The 20,261-nt window shown below is 71.2% G+C and carries 18 protein-coding genes; 13 read left to right on the forward strand and 5 right to left on the reverse strand.

The genetic code is table 11. The features are described from left to right. The first annotated feature begins 12 nt into the window (after positions 1 to 12). The 6 genes from ACTWPV_RS09380 to ACTWPV_RS09405 all read left to right on the forward strand — a co-directional run bounded on the left by ACTWPV_RS09380 (position 13) and on the right by ACTWPV_RS09405 (position 9,225). Complete coding sequence (locus tag ACTWPV_RS09380; RefSeq protein ID WP_443151400.1) at positions 13 to 1,881, forward strand: MBL fold metallo-hydrolase; 1,869 nt, start codon at positions 13 to 15, stop codon at positions 1,879 to 1,881. Further along, positions 1,881 to 2,921 carry a LacI family DNA-binding transcriptional regulator gene (locus ACTWPV_RS09385; protein WP_443151401.1) on the forward strand — a complete coding sequence of 347 codons (1,041 nt, stop codon included), beginning with the start codon at positions 1,881 to 1,883 and terminating at the stop codon, positions 2,919 to 2,921. Before ACTWPV_RS09380 ends, ACTWPV_RS09385 begins: the two co-directional genes overlap by 1 nt. A gap of 107 nt (positions 2,922 to 3,028) precedes the next feature. Beyond that, positions 3,029 to 3,997, forward strand: coding sequence for an ROK family protein (locus tag ACTWPV_RS09390; protein WP_347644088.1), 969 nt, complete (start codon positions 3,029 to 3,031; stop codon positions 3,995 to 3,997). Next, a complete protein-coding gene (locus tag ACTWPV_RS09395) occupies positions 3,990 to 4,736 on the forward strand; it encodes a D-sedoheptulose-7-phosphate isomerase (RefSeq protein ID WP_443151402.1) in 747 nt (248 codons plus the stop codon). The genes ACTWPV_RS09390 and ACTWPV_RS09395 overlap by 8 nt, the downstream gene beginning before the upstream one ends. After that, on the forward strand, positions 4,721 to 7,345 hold the full coding sequence (locus tag ACTWPV_RS09400; RefSeq protein WP_443151403.1) for an alpha-mannosidase: 2,625 nt from the start codon (positions 4,721 to 4,723) through the stop codon (positions 7,343 to 7,345). Before ACTWPV_RS09395 ends, ACTWPV_RS09400 begins: the two co-directional genes overlap by 16 nt. Further along, entirely contained in the window at positions 7,339 to 9,225 is a 1,887-nt protein-coding gene (locus ACTWPV_RS09405; protein WP_443151404.1) for a hypothetical protein, read from the forward strand. Before ACTWPV_RS09400 ends, ACTWPV_RS09405 begins: the two co-directional genes overlap by 7 nt. 93 nt (positions 9,226 to 9,318) lie before the next feature. Here the strand turns inward: ACTWPV_RS09405 and ACTWPV_RS09410 are convergent, their stop codons facing one another. Further along, a complete protein-coding gene (locus ACTWPV_RS09410; RefSeq protein ID WP_443151405.1) occupies positions 9,319 to 9,705 on the reverse strand; it encodes a winged helix-turn-helix transcriptional regulator in 387 nt (128 codons plus the stop codon). A 190-nt stretch (positions 9,706 to 9,895) separates the two neighbouring features. Between ACTWPV_RS09410 and ACTWPV_RS09415 the strand changes: the two genes are divergently transcribed. The 6 genes from ACTWPV_RS09415 to ACTWPV_RS09440 all read left to right on the forward strand — a co-directional run bounded on the left by ACTWPV_RS09415 (position 9,896) and on the right by ACTWPV_RS09440 (position 14,935). After that, complete coding sequence (locus tag ACTWPV_RS09415; RefSeq protein WP_443151406.1) at positions 9,896 to 10,807, forward strand: nitrilase family protein; 912 nt, start codon at positions 9,896 to 9,898, stop codon at positions 10,805 to 10,807. Positions 10,808 to 10,811: 4 nt separating this feature from the next. After that, positions 10,812 to 12,017 carry a hypothetical protein gene (locus ACTWPV_RS09420; protein WP_443151407.1) on the forward strand — a complete coding sequence of 402 codons (1,206 nt, stop codon included), beginning with the start codon at positions 10,812 to 10,814 and terminating at the stop codon, positions 12,015 to 12,017. Then, the gene (locus tag ACTWPV_RS09425; RefSeq protein WP_443151408.1) at positions 12,014 to 13,363 is read left to right on the forward strand and encodes an amidase; all 1,350 of its coding nucleotides are present in this window, start codon (positions 12,014 to 12,016) and stop codon (positions 13,361 to 13,363) included. Before ACTWPV_RS09420 ends, ACTWPV_RS09425 begins: the two co-directional genes overlap by 4 nt. A gap of 49 nt (positions 13,364 to 13,412) precedes the next feature. Continuing rightward, complete coding sequence (locus ACTWPV_RS09430; RefSeq protein WP_347644080.1) at positions 13,413 to 13,811, forward strand: tautomerase family protein; 399 nt, start codon at positions 13,413 to 13,415, stop codon at positions 13,809 to 13,811. Between the two features lie 199 nt (positions 13,812 to 14,010). Next, positions 14,011 to 14,211, forward strand: coding sequence for an ATP-binding protein (locus tag ACTWPV_RS09435; RefSeq protein ID WP_443151409.1), 201 nt, complete (start codon positions 14,011 to 14,013; stop codon positions 14,209 to 14,211). 10 nt (positions 14,212 to 14,221) lie between these two features. Next, positions 14,222 to 14,935, forward strand: coding sequence for a DUF6882 domain-containing protein (locus ACTWPV_RS09440; RefSeq protein WP_443151410.1), 714 nt, complete (start codon positions 14,222 to 14,224; stop codon positions 14,933 to 14,935). A gap of 42 nt (positions 14,936 to 14,977) precedes the next feature. Here the strand turns inward: ACTWPV_RS09440 and ACTWPV_RS09445 are convergent, their stop codons facing one another. Genes ACTWPV_RS09445 through ACTWPV_RS09460 form a run of 4 tightly spaced genes read right to left on the reverse strand, consistent with a single transcriptional unit; the run spans position 14,978 to position 18,738 of the window. Continuing rightward, positions 14,978 to 15,565 (reverse strand): GTP-binding protein, encoded by a 588-nt coding sequence (locus ACTWPV_RS09445; protein ID WP_347644077.1) that lies wholly within the window; start codon positions 15,563 to 15,565, stop codon positions 14,978 to 14,980. Next, positions 15,546 to 15,941, reverse strand: a complete 396-nt coding sequence (locus ACTWPV_RS09450; RefSeq protein ID WP_347644076.1) for a DUF742 domain-containing protein — start codon at positions 15,939 to 15,941, stop codon at positions 15,546 to 15,548. The genes ACTWPV_RS09445 and ACTWPV_RS09450 overlap by 20 nt, the downstream gene beginning before the upstream one ends. Continuing rightward, positions 15,938 to 16,357, reverse strand: a complete 420-nt coding sequence (locus ACTWPV_RS09455) for a roadblock/LC7 domain-containing protein (protein WP_347644075.1) — start codon at positions 16,355 to 16,357, stop codon at positions 15,938 to 15,940. Before ACTWPV_RS09455 ends, ACTWPV_RS09450 begins: the two co-directional genes overlap by 4 nt. Continuing rightward, positions 16,354 to 18,738 (reverse strand): sensor histidine kinase, encoded by a 2,385-nt coding sequence (locus ACTWPV_RS09460; protein ID WP_443151411.1) that lies wholly within the window; start codon positions 18,736 to 18,738, stop codon positions 16,354 to 16,356. The genes ACTWPV_RS09455 and ACTWPV_RS09460 overlap by 4 nt, the downstream gene beginning before the upstream one ends. A 542-nt stretch (positions 18,739 to 19,280) precedes the next feature. Here ACTWPV_RS09460 and ACTWPV_RS09465 point away from each other — a divergent pair. Beyond that, complete coding sequence (locus tag ACTWPV_RS09465) at positions 19,281 to 20,162, forward strand: terpene synthase family protein (RefSeq protein WP_443151412.1); 882 nt, start codon at positions 19,281 to 19,283, stop codon at positions 20,160 to 20,162. Positions 20,163 to 20,261 lie beyond the last annotated feature (99 nt).

Genomic DNA, 20,261 nt, shown 5'->3' on the forward strand with positions numbered 1-20,261 from the left:
CAATCTCGCCTCGTGAGCGAGGATGTGACCGAAGTTTTGCCCGGGGTGTTCCGAATTTTGGACACCTGCCACGTCTATGTCATCGCGGCTCCCGCTCAGCCGGGAGCGGAACGCACCGGGATCGCCATCGACTTCGGCTCCGGCCGTGTGCTCGACCTCCTGGAAGAGCTCGGCCTCGACCGGCTCACCGATGTCCTCATGACACACCACCATCGTGACCAGGCACAAGGCCTGGCCAGGGCGGTGGAGGCGGGCGTGGGCGTGCACGTGCCGCCGGTCGAGCGCGACCTGTTCGAGAAGGTCGGCGACATGTGGCAGGGGCGGCGCATCAGCAACGACTACGACCTGCGCGACGACCGCTTCTCCCTGCTGGAGCCGGTGCGGGTCGACGGCGTGGTGCCCGAATACCGCACGGCCCGCTACGGCGGCGTGGACGTCCGCGTCCTGCCCACCCCCGGTCACACCCCGGGCTCCGTCAGCTACCTGGTGGAGGCCGGCGGCACGAAGGCGGCCTTCACCGGCGACCTGATCTACGCGCCGGGAAAGGTCTGGTCGCTGGCCGCCACCCAGTGGTCCTACACCGAGAACGAAGGCCCCGCGATGGTCGTCCTGAGCTCCGAGCTGCTCCAGCGGGAGGAGCTCGACGTGCTGCTGCCCTCGCACGGCGAGCCGATGACCGACCCCGCGGACGCGCTCGCGCGGCTGTCCACGGCCATGCAGCGCTACGTCGACTTCCGCCGCCCGCACCCCTGGAACGTGCGCGGGCTGCTGGCCGAGCCGTTCATCGAGGTCACCCCCCACCTGCTGATGAACAGGAGCAGCCAGTCCTACAGCTACGTCCTGCTGTCGGAGACGGGCGCGGCCATGGTGTTCGACTTCGGCTACGACATGTGCACCGGCCTGGTGCACAGCACCGCGCGTGAGGCCCGCCGGCCGTGGCTGGCGTCGCTGCCCGCGCTGCGCGAGCTCCACGGAGTGACCGACGTCGAGGTGGCGCTGCCCACCCACTACCACGACGACCACGTGGCGGGCATGCCCCTGCTGCGCGACGTCGAGGGCACCGAGATCTGGGCGCCGTCCCACATCGCCCCGATCCTGGCCACGCCGCTCCACCACGACCTGCCGTGCCAGTGGTTCGACCCGATCCCCGCCGACCGGGTGCTGGGGCTGGGGGAGACGGTGCGGTGGCACGAGTACGAGATCACGGTGTACGACCTGCCGGGGCACACGCTGTTCGCCGCGGCGTACGCCTTCGAGGTCGACGGGCACCGGGTGCTGGTCACCGGCGACCAGCAGGACGGGAACGGCGTCCCGGGGGCCGGGGAATCGGCACGCCAGGAGATCCTGAACTTCCAGTACAAGAACAGGTTCAGGATCGAGGACTACCGAAAGAGCGCCGCACTCTACCGGCGGCTCCGCCCCGACCTCATGGTCAGCGGCCACTGGCGGCCCCGCTGGGTGGACGACGACTACCTGCGCATGCTCACCGAGCGCGGCGAGGAGCTCGTCGCGCTCCACCACGACCTGCTCCCGCTCGACCGGCTCGATGTGGGTGCCGACACGGTGCTGTGCCGCCTGACCCCTTACTATTCGAGCGTCCCCGCCGGGGGCGAGATCACGCTGACGGCCACGGTGCGCAACCCCTGGCCGGGCAAGGCGACGGTCACCGTGGAGCCGGTCGTTCCGCCGGGCTGGCGTCGCGAGCCGGGGCCTTCGACGCTAAGGCTGGACGGAGGGGGTATGGATCAGGTGCGTTTCCGTCTCGGCGCGGACACCGTGCCGCGGCGCCGCGTACGCCTCGCCGTCGATGTGACCATCGGCGATCTGCGCCTCGGGCAACACGCCGAGGCGCTGGTCGACGTGGTCGGGGAAGGGAATTGATGACCGTAGAGCGGCGCCCGTCCCCCAGCCGTTCCCGGCGTCCCACGATCAAGGACGTCGCGGAGGCCGCCGGCGTCTCCCGCTCCACCGTCTCCCGGGCGCTGACCGGTCGCGGCTACGCGGCCAGCGACGTGCGCGAGCGGGTGCTCCGGGCGGCGGCCGAGCTCGGCTACGTGCCCGACGTGATGGCCCGCACCCTCAAACAGCAGGTGAGCAGGTCCGTCGGCGTCCTGGTGAGCGACCTGCGCAACCCGTTCTACGCGGAGCTGGCCGCGGGCGCCAGCAGGGAGGCCCGCGAGCGCGGCTACACGATGGTCCTGGCGGACACGAGCCTGTCGGCCGAGGCGGAGAGCGAGGCCGCGGAGGCGCTCGTGGCGCTCCGGGTGGCCGGCGTGGTCGTGACGCCCAACTCCTCGGCCGTCTCCACCTACCTGGGCGCCCACGGCATCCCGGTCGTCGAGGTCGACCGGCAGTTCGCAGCGGGCTCGACCGACGGCGTCGTGGTCGGCAACCGCGTCGGCGCCCGCACGGCCACCTCCCACCTGGTGGAGCTGGGTCACCGCAGGATCGCGCTGTTCATCGACGAGACCGACTGGACGACCGGCTACGAGCGCTACCAGGGCTATCTCGAAGCGCTCGCGGCGGGCGACATCAAGGTCGAGCCCGAGCTGGTCGTCTCGTCGGGCTGGGACGTCGCCGACTCCCGGCGCAGGGCGCTCGGCATGCTGCGCGGGCCCGACCGGCCCACGGCCGTCTTCGCGGCCAACAACGTGCTCGCCGAGGGCGTCTGGCGGGCGATCGGCGAGCTGGGGCTGCGGGTGCCCGGCGACATCAGCCTCGTGGCCTTCGACGACGCGCCCTGGATGAGCATGGTCTCGCCCACGGTCAGCGCGGTCTCGCAGAACACGTACGGTCTGGGCGCGACCGCCGTACGCCGGTTGTCGGAGCGGATCGAGATGCCCGAGGCCGACTCGGTCACCACGGTGCTCAACGTGCGGCTGATCAGCCGCGAGTCCACCGCACCACCCCCCGAGATCTGACATTTCGGCATATGTCGCGTTGACCCGTGGGGAAAGGTCGCCCTAGGATCCCGTGTGGGAACGATGTCACAGTCCTGTGTGCGGCGCCCGTTCCCGTCGGAGGCCCAATGGAGCACGATCTTCCCCCCGTTCTGTCGCTGGACATCGGCGGCACCAAGCTCGCCGCCGGCGTCGTCACCGGCGACGGCCGGATCCACGGCTGGCAGCTCATCCCCACCCTCAGGGACGAGGGGCCGCGGCGCGTGTTGTCCAGGCTCTTCGACCTGGGCAGGAAGGCCATCGCCGAGGCGGGCGCGCCCCACGTGGCGGCCGTCGGCATCTCCTGCGGCGGGCCGCTCGACGCGGCGGCGGGGGTGCTGGAGTGCCCGCCGCACCTGCCCGGGTGGATCGACATCCCGATCGGCGCGATGGCGGCGGAGGCGTTCGGCGTCCCGTCCGCGCTTGAGAACGATGCCACGGCCGCCGCCCTGGGCGAATTCCGTCATGGCGCGGGCCGGGGCACGTCCACGATGCTCTACCTCACCGTGTCCACCGGCGTGGGCGGCGGCTCCGTCATCGGCGGGCGCCTGCACCGGGGCGCGGCCGGCAACGGCGGTGAGCTGGGCCACGTGATGGTCAGGCCCGGCGGCCGCGCGTGCTCGTGCGGCCGGCTGGGCTGCCTGGAGGCGTACGCGTCCGGCACCTCCATCGCCGAGCGCGCCCGCGAGGCCGTCGCCGCCGGGCGGGCCTCGTCCCTGTCCGCCATCGAGTCCCCGACGGCCGAGGACGTCTCCCTCGCGGCGGCCGCCGGCGACGCGCTCGCGAACGAGATCTGGGACGAGACCACCGGGGCGCTCGGCACCGCGATCACCGACCTGGTGAACGCCTTCGAGCCGGAACTCGTCGTCCTCGGCGGCGGCGTCACCCGTTCCGGCGCCCGGCTCCTCGACCCCGTCGCCGCCGCCGTCGCCAGGGACGCCATGCCTCCCGCGGCCCGCGCAGCCCGCATCGAGCTCGCCCAGCTCGGCGCGGGGGTGTGCGTGGTGGGCGCCGGAGCCGTCGCACACGACCTCGTCACAGGAAAGACCGATGCCTGACCTGCCCCCGCTGACCGCACCCTCCACCCCGACCCCGCACGACCCGTCCGCCGAGACGTCCGGAGCGTCCCGCGAGACGTCCGGAACGTTCGGACCGTCATCCGAGACGTCCGGACCGTTCCCCGAGTCGTCCCCGACGTCCCGCGACACGGGCGGAGCCGAGGCGGCCGGGCTGCCGCCCGTGCTGGCCGGGCACGTCGAAGGCCATCTCGCCGCGGCCCGCCGCATGGCGGAGCTGGTCCCGGCCGTCGAGGCCGTCGCGGACCTGCTCATCGAGGCCTTCACCGGCGGCGGCACCCTCTACACGATGGGCAACGGCGGCAGCGCGGCCGACGCCCAGCACCTCACGGGCGAGCTGGTCGGCCACTACAAGCGCGACCGCCGCCCGCTGCCCGCGGTGACGCTCACGACCGACGCCACGGTCATGACGTGCATCGCCAACGACTACGCCTACGAGGAGGTCTTCGCCCGGCAGGTCCAGGCCCTCGCCCGGCGCGGAGACGTCGTGGCGGCGTTCACCACCAGCGGAAACTCGCCCAACGTGGTCGAGGCCCTGGCGACCGCACAGAGCAGGGGAGCGGTCACGGTACTCTTCGGCGGCGGCGACGGCGGAGCCGCCGCGAGGCACGCCGACCACCTCCTTCTCGCCCCCTCGTCCGAGACCCCGCGCATCCAGGAGATCCACACACTGATGCTGCACATGATCAGCGACAAGGTCGACGCATGGGCCGCCGCATGACCAGGCCCTCCGACCCCACGCCCGCCGCCCCCACGCCTTCCGACCGCACGCCCGCCGCCCCCATGGCGAACGCCCCCTCGGGCGCGCAGCCCGCCGACCTGCCCCGCGCGCCGCGACCGGCCGCCACCCCCGGCCGCACCCTGCACATGATCGGCAACGCACACCTCGACCCGGTGTGGTTGTGGCCGTGGCAGGAGGGCTACCAGGAGGCGCGGGCGACGTTCTGGTCGGCGATCCACCGCATGGACGAATATCCCGACTTCGTCTTCACCTGCGACCAGGTCGTCCTGCTGTCGTGGGTGGAGGAGTCCGACCCCGAGCTGTTCGCCAGGATCCAGGAGAAGGTCGCCGAGGGCCGCTGGGTGATGACCGGCGGCTGGTGGGTGGAGCCCGACTGCAACATGCCGTCGGGGGAGTCGTTCGTCCGCCAGGGTCTGTACGGCCAGCGCTACCTGAAGGAGAAGTTCGGGGTCACCGCGTCGGTCGGCATGAACGTCGACCCGTTCGGCCACAACGCCATGCTGCCCGCCATCCTGCGCGGGCAGGGCATGGACTCCTACTGCTTCCTGCGCCCCGGGCCGCACGAGAGCGAGTTGCCCGGCACGATGTTCTGGTGGGAGGCGCCCGACGGCAACCGCGTGCTGGCGTACCGCATCCCGTTCGAATACTGCAGCCCGCCCGGCGAGGTCGCGGGGCAGACCGAGAAGGCGCTCGGCCAGCTCGACCGCTCGCTCGGCGACCTGATGATCTTCTACGGCGTCGGCAACCACGGCGGCGGGCCCACCAAGGCCAACATCGAGTCCATCCACCGCTACGACCGGATGGGCACGTTCGGCGAGCTGACGATGTCGTCGCCGCGCCGCTACTTCGACGAGATGGCCAAGCGCCTCGGAGAGCAGGGCCTGGCCGACCTGCCGGTGTGGCGCGACGACCTGCAGCACCACGCGGCCGGGTGCTACTCCGCCCACTCCGGCGTCAAGGCGTGGCAGCGCAGGGCGCAGGCCGCCGTGCTGTCGGCCGAGCGGTGGGCCGCGATCGCCGGCCACGACGCCCGCGCCGACCTCGAACGCGCGTGGAAGCAGGTGCTGTTCAACCAGTTCCACGACGTGCTGCCGGGCTCGGCCATCGAACCCGCCTACGACGACGCCCGCGACCAGCTCGGCGAGGCCGTGGCGATCTCCAAGCGGATCATCACCAGGGCGCACAACGTGATCGCCCGCGACGTCCGCGTGCCCGAGGAGACCGGCACCCAGCCGGTGATCGTCTTCAACCCGCACCCGTGGCCGGTCACCACCCGGGTCGAGATGCAGTACGGCCTCGCCCCCAACGGCGTGCACGTCGTGGACGCCGACGGCGCCGACGTGCCGTGCCAGCGCACCCAGTCGGTGGCGACCACCGACGACAAGGGCCGCGGCGCCACCGTGTTCCAGGCCGAGCTGCCGCCGCTGGGCTACCGCCTCTACCGGTTGCGCCAGGGCCCCGGCATGCACGCGGCCGGCACGCTGTCGGCCTCCGAGCTGCACCTCGAGAACGACGTGCTCCGCCTGGAGCTCGACCCCGCCACGGGCTGGCTGACGAGCCTGCTCGACAAGCGCACCGGCGTGGACCTGGTGGCCGGGGCGGCGGGCGAGCACACCCAGATCTGCGCGGACCCGACGGACACGTGGGGACACCGCGTCGTGTCCTACGACTGGCCTGGCGAGGCGATGGCGACCACCGGCATCGTGCTGCGCGAGAGCGGCCCGCTGCGCGCCCGCATCCGGGTCGAGCGGGCGTGGGGCCGCTCGACGATGACCGAGGAGTTCACCCTGGGCGCGGGCGACGACGACGCGGTCGAGGTGCGGGTCACGCTCGACTGGCGCGAGCGGGCGCACCTGATGAAGCTGCGTTTCCCGGTCGCGCTGGAGAGCCCCGCGGCCACGTACGAGATCCCGTTCGCGCATCTCGGCAGGCCGATCGACGGGGCCGAGGAGCCCGCCCAGTCCTGGGTGGACCTGTCGGGCGCCGTCGACGGCGCGCGCGCCGGGCTGGCCGTGGTGAACAACGCCAAGCACGGCTACGACGTCGCCCCGCCGAGCGCCGGCCGCGACCACAGCATCGGCATCACGGCCGTGCGCAGCCCCGTCTACGCCTGGCACGACCCCCGGCTGCTCGACCCCGACGGCCACTACTCGTACCAGGACCAGGGCACGCAGCGGTTCACGTACCTGCTGGTGCCGCACGCGGGCGACTGGCGCGCCGCCGGGCTGACCCGCCGGGCGGCGGTGCTCGGCTCCCCGGTGCGGGCGATGCTGGAGAGCTTCCACGACGGCCCGCTTCCCCCGGCGCGCGGCTACCTCGACGACGGCGGCGGCCAGGTCATGGTGACCGCGGTGAAGCTGCACGAGGACGCGCCGCGCGATCTGGTGGTACGCGCCGTGGAGAGCACCGGTCGGGCGGCCGCGGCCACGCTCGACATCCCGCTGGCCGGCGTCAGGATCACGGCCGACTTCGGGCCGAGCCAGATCCGTACGTTCAGGATCCCGCTCGACGATCCGCACTCCGCCGTGGAGACCGACCTGCTGGAGCTCGGCAGCCGCAGGGGCGCGTTCACCGTGGAGTCATGGTGACCGGTCCGCTGGTGATGGCCGACCCCGGCGGCGGCGAGGTGGCCGTCGAGGTGCTGGGCGCGGGGCCGTACATCATGAGCGGGCGGTGGGGCGAGCGGCGCGCGTCCGGCCGCCGCGAGCTGCGCCTGACCATCCGGTACGACGGTGCCGAGCCCTCCGCCGGCACCGTCCGCGTCAGCAGGCGGGTGCCCGCCGCCGAGCCGTGGTGGCTCATTCCCGGCCTGTTCTACGGCGAGAACCGGCCGGCGGCGTGCCGGCGGGTGTTCCCCCGCTTCGAGGTGGGCGCGGACCGGCCCGACGAGATGGTCTCGGCCCGGTGGGGGTTCCGCGCGGACCGGGCGGCCACCCCCGCCGTCATGGTGTGGGGCGACGAGGCGGGCGCCTGCCTGATCGCGGACGAGGAGTCGGCGCTCGGCACCACCGGCCTGGCCGTCGAGCACGCGGCGGGGGAGGCGACGATCGCGCTGCTCTTCCCGTACCAGGAGTTCCCGATCACCTACTACGGTTCGGCGCTGCCGCTGCCCGCCGAGGCCGCCACGCACGTGTGGCAGCCCGGCGAGTCGCGCGAGCTGACCGTGGCGACGTGCCCGCTGCCGGCTGACCGGCACGCGTACGCGCCGCTGCTGCGCGAGGACCGCGAGCTGCGCCTGCCCGCCGCGCCCGTCGAGCCGTGGCAGGACGTGGAGGAGGCGGCCGGCATCGCCGCCGAAGGCCTCCACCGCTGGCACTACGACCCCGACCCCGGCGTGTTGCTGGAGACGGTCGGGTTCGACCGGGAGGTCAGCGGCGCCGACGGCGAGCGGGTCGACCGGCAGGCCATGCACGTCGGCTGGGTGAGCGGCATCCCGTGGGCGGCCGCGCTGCTGGAGCACGGCCTGCGGACCGACCGGCCCGAGCACGTGGCCGCCGCCTCGCGGGTGATCGACTTCATCTGCGCCAACCTGTCGCCGTCCGGCACGTTCTGGGGCACGTGGTACCGCCGTTCGGGCTGGTCGCAGAGCTGGAGCCACACCAAGGACGCCCTGCACGCCCGCACGCTGGGGGAGGCGACGCTGTTCCTGCTGCGGGCGCTGCGCCACCGGCCCGACCCGGCCTGGCAGGCGGCGGCCCGCTCCAACCTCGACGTGATGGTGGCCCGCCAGCGGCCCGACGGCAACCTCGGCACCCTGCACCACGCGGCCACCGGCGAGGTGCTGTCCTGGTCGGGCGCGTCCGGGCTGACCTGGATCGCGGCCCTGTGCGAGGCGGGCGGCGAGACGTACCTGCGGGCCGCGGAACGGGCCGGCGGCTACTACGCGGCCTTCGTCGAGGACGAGTTCATCTATGGCGCCCCCGAGGACGTCGACCTGGCGCCGACGTCGGAGGACGGCTACGCGGCCGTGATCGCGTACATGGCGCTGCACCGCGCCACGGGCGCCGCCCGCTGGCTCGACCTGGCCCGCCGGGCCGCCGACTGGACGTTCACCTTCCGCTATTCCTACAACGTGCGCTTCGGCCCCCGCACCCCCCTGGGCGTGTACGGCTTCGCCACCCGCGGCGCCGACCAGGCCTCACCGTCCAACCAGCACCTGCACGCCTACGGCCTGGTGTGCACCGACGAGTTGATCGCCCTGTCGGAGGCGCTCGGCGACCCCTACTACGCCGAGCGGGCGTACGAGACGCTGGCCTGCTTCCGCCAGCTGCTGCCCGCCGCCGACGGCGACCTGAACGCCTACCGCGGCATGATCACCGAGCGCTACTACCAGACCGACTGCTTCCAGCCCAAGGGCATGTACCTGACGTTGTCGCACGCCTGGAGCGCCGGGGTGCTGCTGCTGGCCTGCGAGCAGGTGCTGGCCCGCGACCGGGCCCGCCCGGTGGCGGATCACGCCTCCAGGTAGCGCCGGACCTCGCGGCCGTGGCCGCGGGGTCCGGCGACCTGCGGCGTCCGGAACGGACCCGCGACCGGCCGGAGCTCGTCGAGGCCGGGACGTTCAGGACACCTTGCGCACGAACGCGTCGTCAGGACTGATGGGCCTGCCCATGGCGTTGGTGACGTGGAGCTGGACGGGCAGCTCGTTCTTGACGTCGAGCAGCGCCGAGCGGGGCTCATCCCCCTCGAAAAGGTGCGTCTCTCCCCACTTTCTGAGGGCCACGATGACGGCGAACAGCTCGCGGCCCTTCGCGGTGAGCGCGTATTCCTGGTAGGCGGACCCGTCGGTCGCCGGGACCATCGTCAAGATGTCCTGGGCCACGAGCTCGCGGAGGCGCGAGGCCAGGATGTTCTTGGCCAGCCCCAGGTTCCGCTGCAGCTCGCTGAACCGGCGGATCCCGTCGAAGGCGTCCCGGATGATGAGCAGCGACCATCGGTCCCCGATCACGTCCACCGTTCTGGCGACAGGACACTCCGCGTGCTCATGACTCACACCCCGTCCTCGCATCGTCCCTCTGTCCGTCGGCTGTCCGAAAATGCTCACCCAAGTGGTTGCAAGTTTAAACCTTTCTCCCTTAGGGTCGCCACGAGTGGTTTCAAAATGAAACTGCTTTGGAAGCACCGTTCGAGGAGAGGTCATGACGGCACAGCAGGACGCCGGTAAGGACACCAGGGTCAGCCCGGTCCGGGTGGCGGTGGTGCAGTTCGAGCCCCGCGTGGGCGTCCAGAACCTGAAGGCCAACGCATTGGCGGTCGAGCAGCGGCTGACGGCGGCGGCGGAGGCCGGCGCCGGCCTCATCGTCCTGCCCGAGCTGGCCACGACGGGCTACGTCTTCGAGACCCGCGAGGAGGCGTTCGCGCACGCCGAGGCGGTCCCGGACGGTCCCACCGTGCAGGGGCTCGCCCGGTTCGCGGCCGAGCGCGAGGTGTACGTCGTGGCCTGCGTCGCCGAGCAGGACGGCGACAGGCTGTTCGACACCGCGGTCCTCGTCGGCCCCGAAGGGTACATCGGCCGCTACCGCAAGACGCACCTGTGGAACACCGAGAAGTTGTGGTTCACGCCCGGCGACGAAGGATATTCGGTGTTCGACACCCGCATCGGCCGGATCGGGCTGCTGGTGTGCTGGGACATCTGGTTCCCCGAGACGGCCCGCATCGTGTCGCAGATGGGAGCGGACATCATCTGCGTCCCCACCGGCTGGGTCTGGACCCCGCCGCCGCTGTACGACGAGAGCGGCGTCTGCATGGCCGCCTACCTGACGATGACGGCGGCGCACGCGAACAACGTCTTCATCGCGACCGCCGACCGGACCGGCCAGGAGCGCGGAGCCGGATTCATGGGCAACTCCCTCATCGCGGGCACGAACGGCTGGCCCATCGACCGCATCGCCGGCCCGGACGAGGACACCATCGTCTACGCCGACGTCGATCTCACCGCGGCGCGGACCGCCCCGATCTGGAACCAGCTCAACGACCTGCACCGCGATCGGCGCACCGACCTGTACGACCAGATGCTCGGCTATCGTGGCGGCGCTCCGCTGCCCCGGTGACGTCATGGCCACCCCCCACGACAGCGGGAGCGTTCCCGCGACGCGCACGGCCACGCGTTTCGCCACGGCGGCCGGCTGCGCCGCCGCCGTGGCGTTCGTGGCACTGACGGTCGCCGCGAGCACCGGCCTCGCCCCAGGAAAGGCCCCAGGGGAGGTCTGGTACGGCGACTACACCGACGCACGCGGCCTGGCCTCCTGGCTGATCGCCTCCATGAGCGAGCCGCAGTTCTACGCGGCGGCCTCCGCCAGTGCCGGCCTGCTCCTGGGCGGTCTGCTCGCTCATGTGGCACAGAAGAGCTCGCGACGCTGGGCCGGCTTCGTCCAGGCCTGTGGCAGCGGGATCTGGCCGTCGGTGGTGAGCAGCGCGCTCGCCAGCCTGGTCCTCGGCGTCCTCGCCTGGGGATGGACGCTGGAGCCCGGACTGTGGCAACCCCTCTTCGTGACGCTCGTCTCCACAACACCCGCCATGGTCGTCCTGTACGGGCCCGCACCCCGGGTCTGGCTCACGGCCGCCATCTCGGGAGCTCTGCTGACACCCCCCGGGTCGATCCTCGCGATCGACTTCGTCTGCACACCCATGAATCTCCCGCCCGTCGTCGGCGCCACGACGGGAATGTGGGTCGGGGCCGCGGCGGCCTTCCTGATCTGCGGGCGTCTGCCCTGGATGCCGGAGCCCGGCGCCTGGCGGGCCGCTCACCCGAGCGCACCGCCCGCCGGGACCGGCACGACCGTGACGTCCCCCGCGTGGGTGCTCCGCCGCGCGCTGGCCGACTTCAGCGAGGCGCAGTTCTTCGGCAACGAATGGGCGAGCGCGGCGATGATCGGCGGCGCGGTCATCGCCTACGTGGTCAGCCCGTCTGCCCTCGTCCACGGGAGCGGCCTGTTCCTGGCCGTGCTCGCCAGCCAGGTCGTCACGGCGCTCGCCGGCGTGCTGATCTGGCGGCGTCAGTGGCGGGAACTGGGTTTCTACCCGACCTTCGTCCCCGTGGTGTCGGTCGCGCCGGCCGTCGTGCTGACCTTCGGCGGCACTCCCCAGTCCGTCATCGCGGGGGCGCTCGCCGGAGCGCTCGCCGGCCCTCCTCTCGCGGCCGCCATCTCGCGCCGCCTGCCGGTGGGCTTCCATCCGTTCGTCGGGAACGTGGCCTCGATGAGCATCTGCACCGCACTGCTCGTGCCCCTACTCCACTTCATACCGGGAATCGCCTCATGACTCACACCGCCGGACCCACATCCACGATCACCGATCTCGGCCTGGCCCTGCGCCGCGGGGAGATCACAGCCGTCCACCTGGCCGAGAACGCGCTGCGCGGCATCCACGACCACAACGCGAGCCTCAACGCGTTCACCCTCGTGGACGAGACCGGGGCGTACGAGGCGGCGCGACGAGCGGACGAGGAACTGGCCGCGGGCCTCGACCGCGGCCCGCTCCACGGCATCCCCGTCGCCGTCAAGGACCTCATCGACATCGCCGGCACCCTCACCACCTGCGGGTCCGCGACCTCCTTCGGATCCGTCGCCGAACGCGACGCCGACGTCGTCACCCGGCTCCGTGACCGCGGCGCGGTCATCGTCGGCAAGACCACCCTGCACGAGTTCGCCTACGGCGCGACCGGTGACCGCTCGCTGCACGGGCCCTCGCGGAACCCGCACGATCCCGGCCGGATCTCGGGCGGCAGCAGCGGGGGCAGCGCGGTGGCGGTGGCCGCCGGAATGGTCCCCCTGTCGCTGGGCACCGACACCGCCGGCTCGGTCCGGGTGCCGGCCGCCCTGTGCGGGATCGTCGGGTTCAAACCGGCGTACGACGCCATCTCCAGCGCGGGGGTGTACGACCTGGCGCCCACGCTCGATCATGTCGGCCTGTTCACCGGCTCCGTCGAAGGCGCCCTGCTCGGCTACCAGGCTCTCACCGACCGGCCCATGGCCCCTCTTCCCGGCGACTCGCGGCCGGTCACGGTCGGCTGGATCCGCGCCGGCGACATCGCGACGTGCGACCCGCGGGTCGAAGAGCTGGCGCGCGATCTTGTGATCCGGGCCGGCTTCGCGCCCGGCCCGGTCCACGGATTCCCGGGATGGGACCGCGACCAGACGCTCTTCGAGGTGTTCTCGACCCTCCAGGGCAGGGAGGCGTACGAGGTGCATCAGCACCACCTGGAACGGGACCGGGAGCTGATCGATCCCGAGGTCCTCGCGCGGCTCGAGAAGGGAGGCAACGTCTCGGAAGCGAGCTACCAGGCGGCCGGCCGAGCGCGCGAGGAGCTGGGCGCGATCGTGGCGGAGCTGCTGCGCACCTATGACGTGCTCGCTCTTCCGACGGTTCCGATCGTGGCCGCTCCTCTCGGCGATCGCAGCGTGCGCGTCGGCCGCGTCGATCTCGAGGTGCGCTCGGCGCTGCTCTCGCTCACCAGCCCGTGGAACATGCCCGGCGTACCGGCGATCAGCATTCCGGCGGGCCGGTGCGACGGGCTCCCGGTCGGCGTGCAGCTCGTCGCCGCCGCGGGGAACGAGCACCTTCTGTTCTGCGCGGCGCGGGCGCTGGAAGCGGCTGCGCCACGGTGAACCTCCGACAGATTCATCGCGGCGGCGACGCCGGTGAAGGGAGACCCCGATGCCATCCATCCAGATCGACCTGCCCCTGACCGCCTCGCCGGCGGCCAAGCAGCGGCTCGCGCAGCGCTTCGGCGAGATCTACGGCGAGATCATGCAGGTCGGCAAGGACCTGCTGACCGTGTCCGTGCACGACGTCGGGGAGGGCGGCGTGTGGCGCTGCCACGAGAGCGCGCCGCCCACGCCCTCGGCCCTCATCATGTGCGACATCCGCGGCGGCCGGCCGGTGGAGACCCGTGCCCGGCTGGCGCAGTCGCTGATCGACGCGTGCGCCGAGATGTTCGACCTGGACGCGCTGTGGGTGAAGGTCGAGTTCACCCAGCACGCTGGCGACGAGATGTACCACCCCCACCTTGCCGGCTTCAACACGGACTGGACCGGGGACGAGCGGGGCCCGTGACGTCAGAGGACCTTGCGCACGGTGGTCGTGCCGACGCCGGCGGGGGTCGCCGGTCGTGCTCCTCGGCTGGAGCTCCGGGATCGGGAGACCGAGCTCGTCCACGCCAGACCGATCTCCCTCCTGGCGGCCCGGCACCGTCGACATCGACCTCCGGTCCGACGGCGAGGTGACGGTCTGGGCCTCCCGTTGCGATGTCAACGTGGCCAACGTGCTCGACAACGCGCGACGCCATGCCCGCCACGCGGTACGGGTGGCGATCCGGCGGGACGGCGACGCCGTCGAACTGACGGTCGCCGACGACGGAACCGGCATTCCGCAGGCCGACAGGGAGAACGTCTTCGACGAGTTCGTCCGGCTGGGGGGACCCGCCCGGTTCGACGCCGATCGGCGGAGACCTTAGGGTGCCCGTCGTGTCTGAATCGCCTACCTTCACGAATCTCCTCGACGACGCCGCGCTGTTCTCGTTCGAACACCAGCTGCATCTGGAGGAAGTCCTCGGTGAGCACAGCTGGAACGTCGACCTGCAGCAGCCGCGTTTCGGGTTCACCGGTGCCCGCGCCCTCACCTGCACCCGCTTCCACCTGCTCGGCAGCGCCGCCCCCGGCCCGCGCTCGTGGTTGTGGGCCTGGGCCAACCCGTCGGGTTACCCGACTGAGGTGACGGCGTCCTCGGCGGCGCTGCGCGACTTCGGCCGGCGGCACGGCATCCCGGAGCTTGCCTCCGCGGAGGTGCCGTTCGACGCGCTGCCGGGTCCGGCGGAGGATCCGGCCTTCGCCGCAGCGCTCCTCACGGAGGCCGCCAAGGCCGTGAGCGGCCACTGGACCTCCTACAACGGCGACGCCGGCGGCGGCACCCGGGCGGCGTTCCTCATCGAGCACCCGGAGTTCCGGCTCCCGCCGCCCGAGCCGGCCCGGGTCATGCGGGTCCTCCAGGAGGGGATCACCGGCCTGCCCCTGACCGACCGCCGACGCGCCCTGCACGGCTACGCGGTGCGGCGAGGGCTGGGCGTCGACTGGTCCGGCGGCCAGGCGCGGCTGACCGGACCGGGATTCGAGGCGACGGTCGCCTTCGACGAGCAGGGCCGCCTCGCCGAACTCAAGGCCACGATGTCCCGGCCCGGCTGAGCCGTCCTGCGCCGCGGGCGGCCGGACGCCGCCCGCGGTTTCCTAGCTGCCGACCGGTTCCGCGCGGAGCCGGGCCGAGTGCTTGACCAGGGCGATGAGCACCTCGCGGCTGGACTCGCGCTTCCTGGCGTCGCACATGATGATGGGGACCGACGGGTTGAGCTGGAGGGCCAGCCGCACCTCGTCCAGGTCGAACTTCTGCGCTCCCTCGAAGCAGTTGACCGCCACCACGAAGGGCGTGCCGCGCCGCTCGAAATAGTCGATCGAGGGGAAGCAGTCGGCCAGCCGCCGGGTGTCCGCCAGGATGACGGCGCCCAGCGAGCCCTCCGCCAGTTCGTCCCACACGAACCAGAAGCGTTCCTGCCCGGGCGTCCCGAACAGGTAGAGGACATAGTCGTTGCCGAGGGTGATCCGGCCGAAGTCCATGGCCACGGTGGTGGTGCGTTTGGCCTCGACGGAGGTGAGGTCGTCGACGCCGATCCCGCGGTCTGTCAGCACCTCCTCGGTGCGGAGCGGCCGGGTCTCGGAGACCGCGCCGACCATCGTCGTCTTGCCCGCGCCGAAGCCGCCGGCGACCAGGATCTTGATCGCCGTCGGCAGGCGCGGACGCTCAGAGCGATCGAAGGCCATCGAGCACCGCCCTGTACATCTTTATGTCGTGCATGTCCACCTCGGATTGTGGTTCCTGGGCAGAGACGAGTTCGCGGTCGAACAGGTCGCCGAGCAGCACCCGGATCGTGCCGGCCGGCAGATCGAGGTAAGCGGCGATCTCGGCGACGGACTTGGGCTCACGGCAGAGCTGCAGGATGCGCAGATGCTCTGGATCGAGCCCGGCGTCGGGACCCGGCGTCGGCCCCACGGCCAGCGCCATGGAGATCAGGTCGAACCTCCCGTGCGCCGGCTGCGTACGGCCGCGGGTCACGACGTACGGGCGGATGATCTCAGGATCCACCCAGTGCTCGTCCGTGGGCCCGTCAGCGCTGGGCCCACCCATGGGGCCACTCACCGGTCACTCCTGGCGATGGCCTCCGCATTGCGGGCGCCGGAGGTGAGGTACTGGCCCACCCGGGCCACCAGCATCGCCATCTCGTACGCGATGAGACCGATGTCGGCGTTCTGCGCGCACAGCACGGCCAGGCAGGCGCGCTCCCCGGCTGTGGTCACGATGAGGAACTGGGACTTCCACTCCACGACCGTCTGCCGGACCGCCCCACCGGAAATGTGGTCGGAGACGCCCTTGGCCAGGCTCTGCAGCCCGGAGGCGACGGCGGACAGGTGCTCCCCGTCGGTCCGTTGCAACTCGGCGGAAGACGCCATCAGCAGGCCGTCGGAGGACAGGACGATCGCGTGCTCGGCCTCAGGGATGCGGCCGACGAGGTCGTCGAGCAACCAGTTGAGGTCGGTGCCCGAAGTGGGGGTCATGACTCACCTCCCGACTGTTCGTCCATCATCTTGGCCGCTTCGGTGCGGCCGAGACGGGTGCCGGACTGGAAGGATCCCATCATCGCGCGGATCTCCTCCGGAGAGCGCTCGTCATCGTCCTCCTCGATGTCGGGCTGCGTGGGCGTGTCGTCCCGCAGCGCTGGCGCCAGGTTGGCCTGTGGCACGCGCAACGGCAGCCCTGACGGCGTGAACTCGGCCACAGATTGCTGCTCCGGTTCGGCTGGCTTTTCTTCGGATCGTGGCTCCGCTTCCTTCGCCGGTTCGGGGACCGGGGTCGGGACGGGCGTGGGGGCCGGAGCCGGGTTGGGGGACCTGGTCGGGATCGGCGTCGGGGCGAGGGGAGGCCCCTGGTCGGAGGAACGCCGCGCCGACTTGAGCGTGCGTACGTTCTCGCCGACGGCGGGCTTGGTCGCGGTGGCCACGGCGCTCGCCCTGCGCGGCAGCCGCTCGCGGCCGCCGTTCTGCTGGGGCTCGGGCGTGGGGTCGAGCTGCACGAGCTCCTGCGGCAGCAGCACCACGACCGTCGTCCCGCCGTACGGTGACGCCTTGAGCACCACCTGGATGTCGTGCCGCTTGGCGAGCTGGCTGACCACGTAGAGGCCCAGCCGGGCGGTGCCGGTGATGCGGAACTCGGGCGGGTCGGCGATGCGCTCGTTGGCGGACTCCAGGTCCTCCGGCTTCATGCCGAGCCCGCGGTCCTCGATCTCGATCACGTAGCCGTTGGCCACGAGCTGGCCGCTGACCTGCACGCTGGTGTAGGGGGGCGAGAACGACACGGCGTTCTCGATCACCTCGGCCAGCAGGTGGATGACGTCACCGACGGCGCGGCCGATGAGCACGACGTCGCCCATCGGCATGAGCGTGACGCGGGTGTAGTCCTCGACCTCCGCCAGCGCGCCGCGGACCACGTCGACCATCGGGACGGAGCGCCGCCACGTTCGGGCGGGGGACGAGCCGGAGAGCACGATCAGGTTTTCCGCGTTGCGCCGCATGCGGATGGCGAGGTGGTCGAGCCGGAAGAGCTCCTTCAGCTCCTCGGGGTCGGTCTCGCGCCGCTCCATCACGTCGAGCACGGTGAGCTGCCGGTGCACCAGGCCCTGGGTCCTGCGGGCCAGGCTGAGCAGGATGTCACGGATGCTGCGGCGCAGCTCCGCCTGCTCGGCGGCGACGCTGACCGCGGTGCGCTGGACGGTGTTGAACGCCTGGCCCACCTGGCCGATCTCGTCGTCACCGAAGTCGAGCGCCGGGACCTCCTTGGCGAGGTCGACCTCCTCGCCGCGGCCGATGCGCTCGACGACGCCGGGCAGCCGGTCGTCCGACAGCTCGTGAGCGGCGTCGCGCAGCTTCTGCAGTTGTGCAAGCAGGTCACGTGCCGTGGTGATGGACAGGACGATCGAGGCGATGACGGCGATGAGTCCGAGACCGCCGGCGAGGACCAGGCGGACGATCACGTTGACGGCGACGGGCACGGTCCTGTCCACCACGCGGTCGCCCGCGCTGAGCACCATGGTGTTGAAGTCGGCCAGGAAGCGTTCGGTTGCGGACTTCCACTGGTCATCGGTGAACGGTACGTCCAGAGCCGTCGGGTCATGCTCCATGACCTGTGCTTCCATGCTCTGGAGCTGGACGAACGACCGGCCCTTGATCAGGTTGTCGTAGGCCTCCCTTTCGGAGTCGGGCAGGTCGGTCGCGGCCTGTTCGGCGATGGTGCGCCAGGCGCCCACGGCTTGGCCGAACTGCGCCTGGTCGGCGGTAGTCAGCCGCCTCTCGGCGAGCGCGCCGGCAAGGAGTGCGTCCTCCCGGGTGAGGAGCTCTCCGGCGCGGCTCAGAGCGACGAGGGTGCGGACGTCTTTGGCGATCTCCTTGTCGTCGAGCGTCCCTATCGAGCCGTAGAGGTCGTAGACGGGGTCGATGACGTCGTTGTACGCGTTCGTCGCCTGCACGCGGCCGAGATTGCCCGCGTCGATGGCCTCGCGTATCTTCTTGACCGAGTCGAGCTGCCCGAGCAGGTGGGCGAGCCGCTTCTCGCCCTCATCGTCCAGTGCCCAGCTGACCAGCCCGGCGCTGGCCGACTCCCGGAAAGCGGCGATGATGTGGTCGTTCTGCTTACGCTGTGTTTCGAGCTCTTTGCGGGACCGGGCGGTCTTCTCGCCCAGCCGCACGGCCGAAAGCCGACGCTCTTTTTGCAGGCCGAAGAGCACCGGATCGCTGGGGGCTGCTATCGCGGAGTCGAGTTGGGAGGTCCACAGGAGGTTTACTCCCTCACGGAGGGTGACCCATGCAGCGAAGACCCACAGGGCCGTCAAGGAGAGCAGCAGAGCCGTGATCTTGGTCCGCAGCCCCGTCTTGCGGAAACGCATTATCGTAACCACCCTGTGAATGTCATATCTCTGTGTCGGTCACCTTGCGTGCGGCAGGTTGCATGCAGTGTCGGTCGCGTAACTCTAGCGCACTGGCAAAGTACCTCTCAAGCAACATTAATCACATATGTCCGAACTTCTCCATGTATAGTCAAGGTTGTAACAAAAGAGGTCAGAAATCGGAATCCTTCACAACCGGCCCATCCTCTCTCCAGATATTTAGTGCTCAGCCGTCGCCTGACCTTCACGGGTCGCCGGGCGCGGGGCGGAGAAACCCTCTTTCCCGCCACCGACGCCAGCCTCTGCCGTGGCGGCGCGGGGGCACGCCATGGACACCAGGCGTGTTCGCCAGTTCATCGACGCCCCAGACGATGGCCATGGAGATCGGGCCCGGCCCGCCGCTCGCCGGACCGGCGTGTACCGTGGGCGCCGCCCACGTTGTGTCATCTCGGTCGCGGTGTGATCATGAGCTGATTCCGAACAACGCGCAGCGCTGAACCCCCGGTATCCCCTGTGGCCGGGAGTACCTGTTAGGAGCCGTCATGAGCCCCTCGCCGTCCCTCCCTGGCGAGCTTTCGTCCGGTGAGATGTCCGCCCGCGCAGCGGGATGTGCCCGTGACCTCCGCCACACCGCCGCGAGCTACCCCGAGCTCTTCGACACCGGTGAGTTCGCCGAAACCCCTGGTCACGTAGCGAACATGATGGTCTATGGCACCCCGCGCCATGGTGCGGACGTGTTGCGGAGCCCCTCCCGGCTGGCGTTGTGGATCTTCCCGCTCGACGCTGCCGTCGACCGTGATGCGACCCAGCGATCCCAGGTACGCGCCATCGTCGAGGAGTGCAAGGACGTCATCGCCGGCGACGACCCGCATACTCCCCTGGCCCGGCTACTCGCTCACATCCGCGACGACCTGGCTCACGCGCCCGCGTTCGGTCGTCTGGGACCGGCATGGCGCACCGAGTTGGCCGCGATGCTCGATGCGATGGCGCGGGAGTGGGAGTGGAAGACCGCGGCCCGGCAGACCGCCGCCGTGCCCACCCTGGGGGAGTACCTGGGTAATGCGGCGAACTTCGGCTCCACGTGTGTCGGAGTGGCCCGTTTGATCAGCACCGACGAGCCGGAGGCCACTCGCGAGCACCTGCCGGCGATCATCGACGCCGCCAATGCGACGCAACGGGTCATGCGACTGGTCAACGACCTGCGCACCTTCGAACGCGACCGCCAATGGACGGACCTGAACGCACGAATGCTGGGGCTCGACGAGCACGCTCTGCTGGAACTGACCACCGAAGAGCGCAAGGCATGTGACCTGGTGCTGGATCGGCTCGCGCAGTCCTGTCCCGGCGTGGCCGGAGATCTTCGCCACCAGATGATGGCCACCTGGGGCTTCTACTTCAACGGCAGTGATTTCTGGACCGTCTGAGCCCGAGCGGTCGCGGGGCCGGAGGGGCCGGCTCCGCGACCGCGATCGCGGCACCGCCCGCCGACCGTGTGCAGTGGTGGACGGCAGCGCGGGTGCGTG

The sequence above is a fragment of the Nonomuraea sp. KM88 genome, from assembly GCF_052245635.1.
Lineage (GTDB): Bacteria > Actinomycetota > Actinomycetes > Streptosporangiales > Streptosporangiaceae > Nonomuraea.

What these genes read in the sequence shown, in the direction of transcription:
- ACTWPV_RS09385 (WP_443151401.1), top strand. Translation starts at nt 1,881, where the DNA reads ATGACCGTAGAGCGGCGCCCGTCCCCCAGCCGTTCCCGGCGTCCCACG.
- ACTWPV_RS09390 (WP_347644088.1), top strand. Translation starts at nt 3,029, where the DNA reads ATGGAGCACGATCTTCCCCCCGTTCTGTCGCTGGACATCGGCGGCACC.
- ACTWPV_RS09395 (WP_443151402.1), top strand. Translation starts at nt 3,990, where the DNA reads ATGCCTGACCTGCCCCCGCTGACCGCACCCTCCACCCCGACCCCGCAC.
- ACTWPV_RS09400 (WP_443151403.1), top strand. Translation starts at nt 4,721, where the DNA reads ATGGGCCGCCGCATGACCAGGCCCTCCGACCCCACGCCCGCCGCCCCC.
- ACTWPV_RS09405 (WP_443151404.1), top strand. Translation starts at nt 7,339, where the DNA reads ATGGTGACCGGTCCGCTGGTGATGGCCGACCCCGGCGGCGGCGAGGTG.
- ACTWPV_RS09415 (WP_443151406.1), top strand. Translation starts at nt 9,896, where the DNA reads ATGACGGCACAGCAGGACGCCGGTAAGGACACCAGGGTCAGCCCGGTC.
- ACTWPV_RS09420 (WP_443151407.1), top strand. Translation starts at nt 10,812, where the DNA reads ATGGCCACCCCCCACGACAGCGGGAGCGTTCCCGCGACGCGCACGGCC.
- ACTWPV_RS09425 (WP_443151408.1), top strand. Translation starts at nt 12,014, where the DNA reads ATGACTCACACCGCCGGACCCACATCCACGATCACCGATCTCGGCCTG.
- ACTWPV_RS09430 (WP_347644080.1), top strand. Translation starts at nt 13,413, where the DNA reads ATGCCATCCATCCAGATCGACCTGCCCCTGACCGCCTCGCCGGCGGCC.
- ACTWPV_RS09445 (WP_347644077.1), bottom strand. Translation starts at nt 15,565, where the DNA reads ATGGCCTTCGATCGCTCTGAGCGTCCGCGCCTGCCGACGGCGATCAAG.
- ACTWPV_RS09455 (WP_347644075.1), bottom strand. Translation starts at nt 16,357, where the DNA reads ATGACCCCCACTTCGGGCACCGACCTCAACTGGTTGCTCGACGACCTC.
- ACTWPV_RS09460 (WP_443151411.1), bottom strand. Translation starts at nt 18,738, where the DNA reads ATGCGTTTCCGCAAGACGGGGCTGCGGACCAAGATCACGGCTCTGCTG.
- ACTWPV_RS09465 (WP_443151412.1), top strand. Translation starts at nt 19,281, where the DNA reads ATGAGCCCCTCGCCGTCCCTCCCTGGCGAGCTTTCGTCCGGTGAGATG.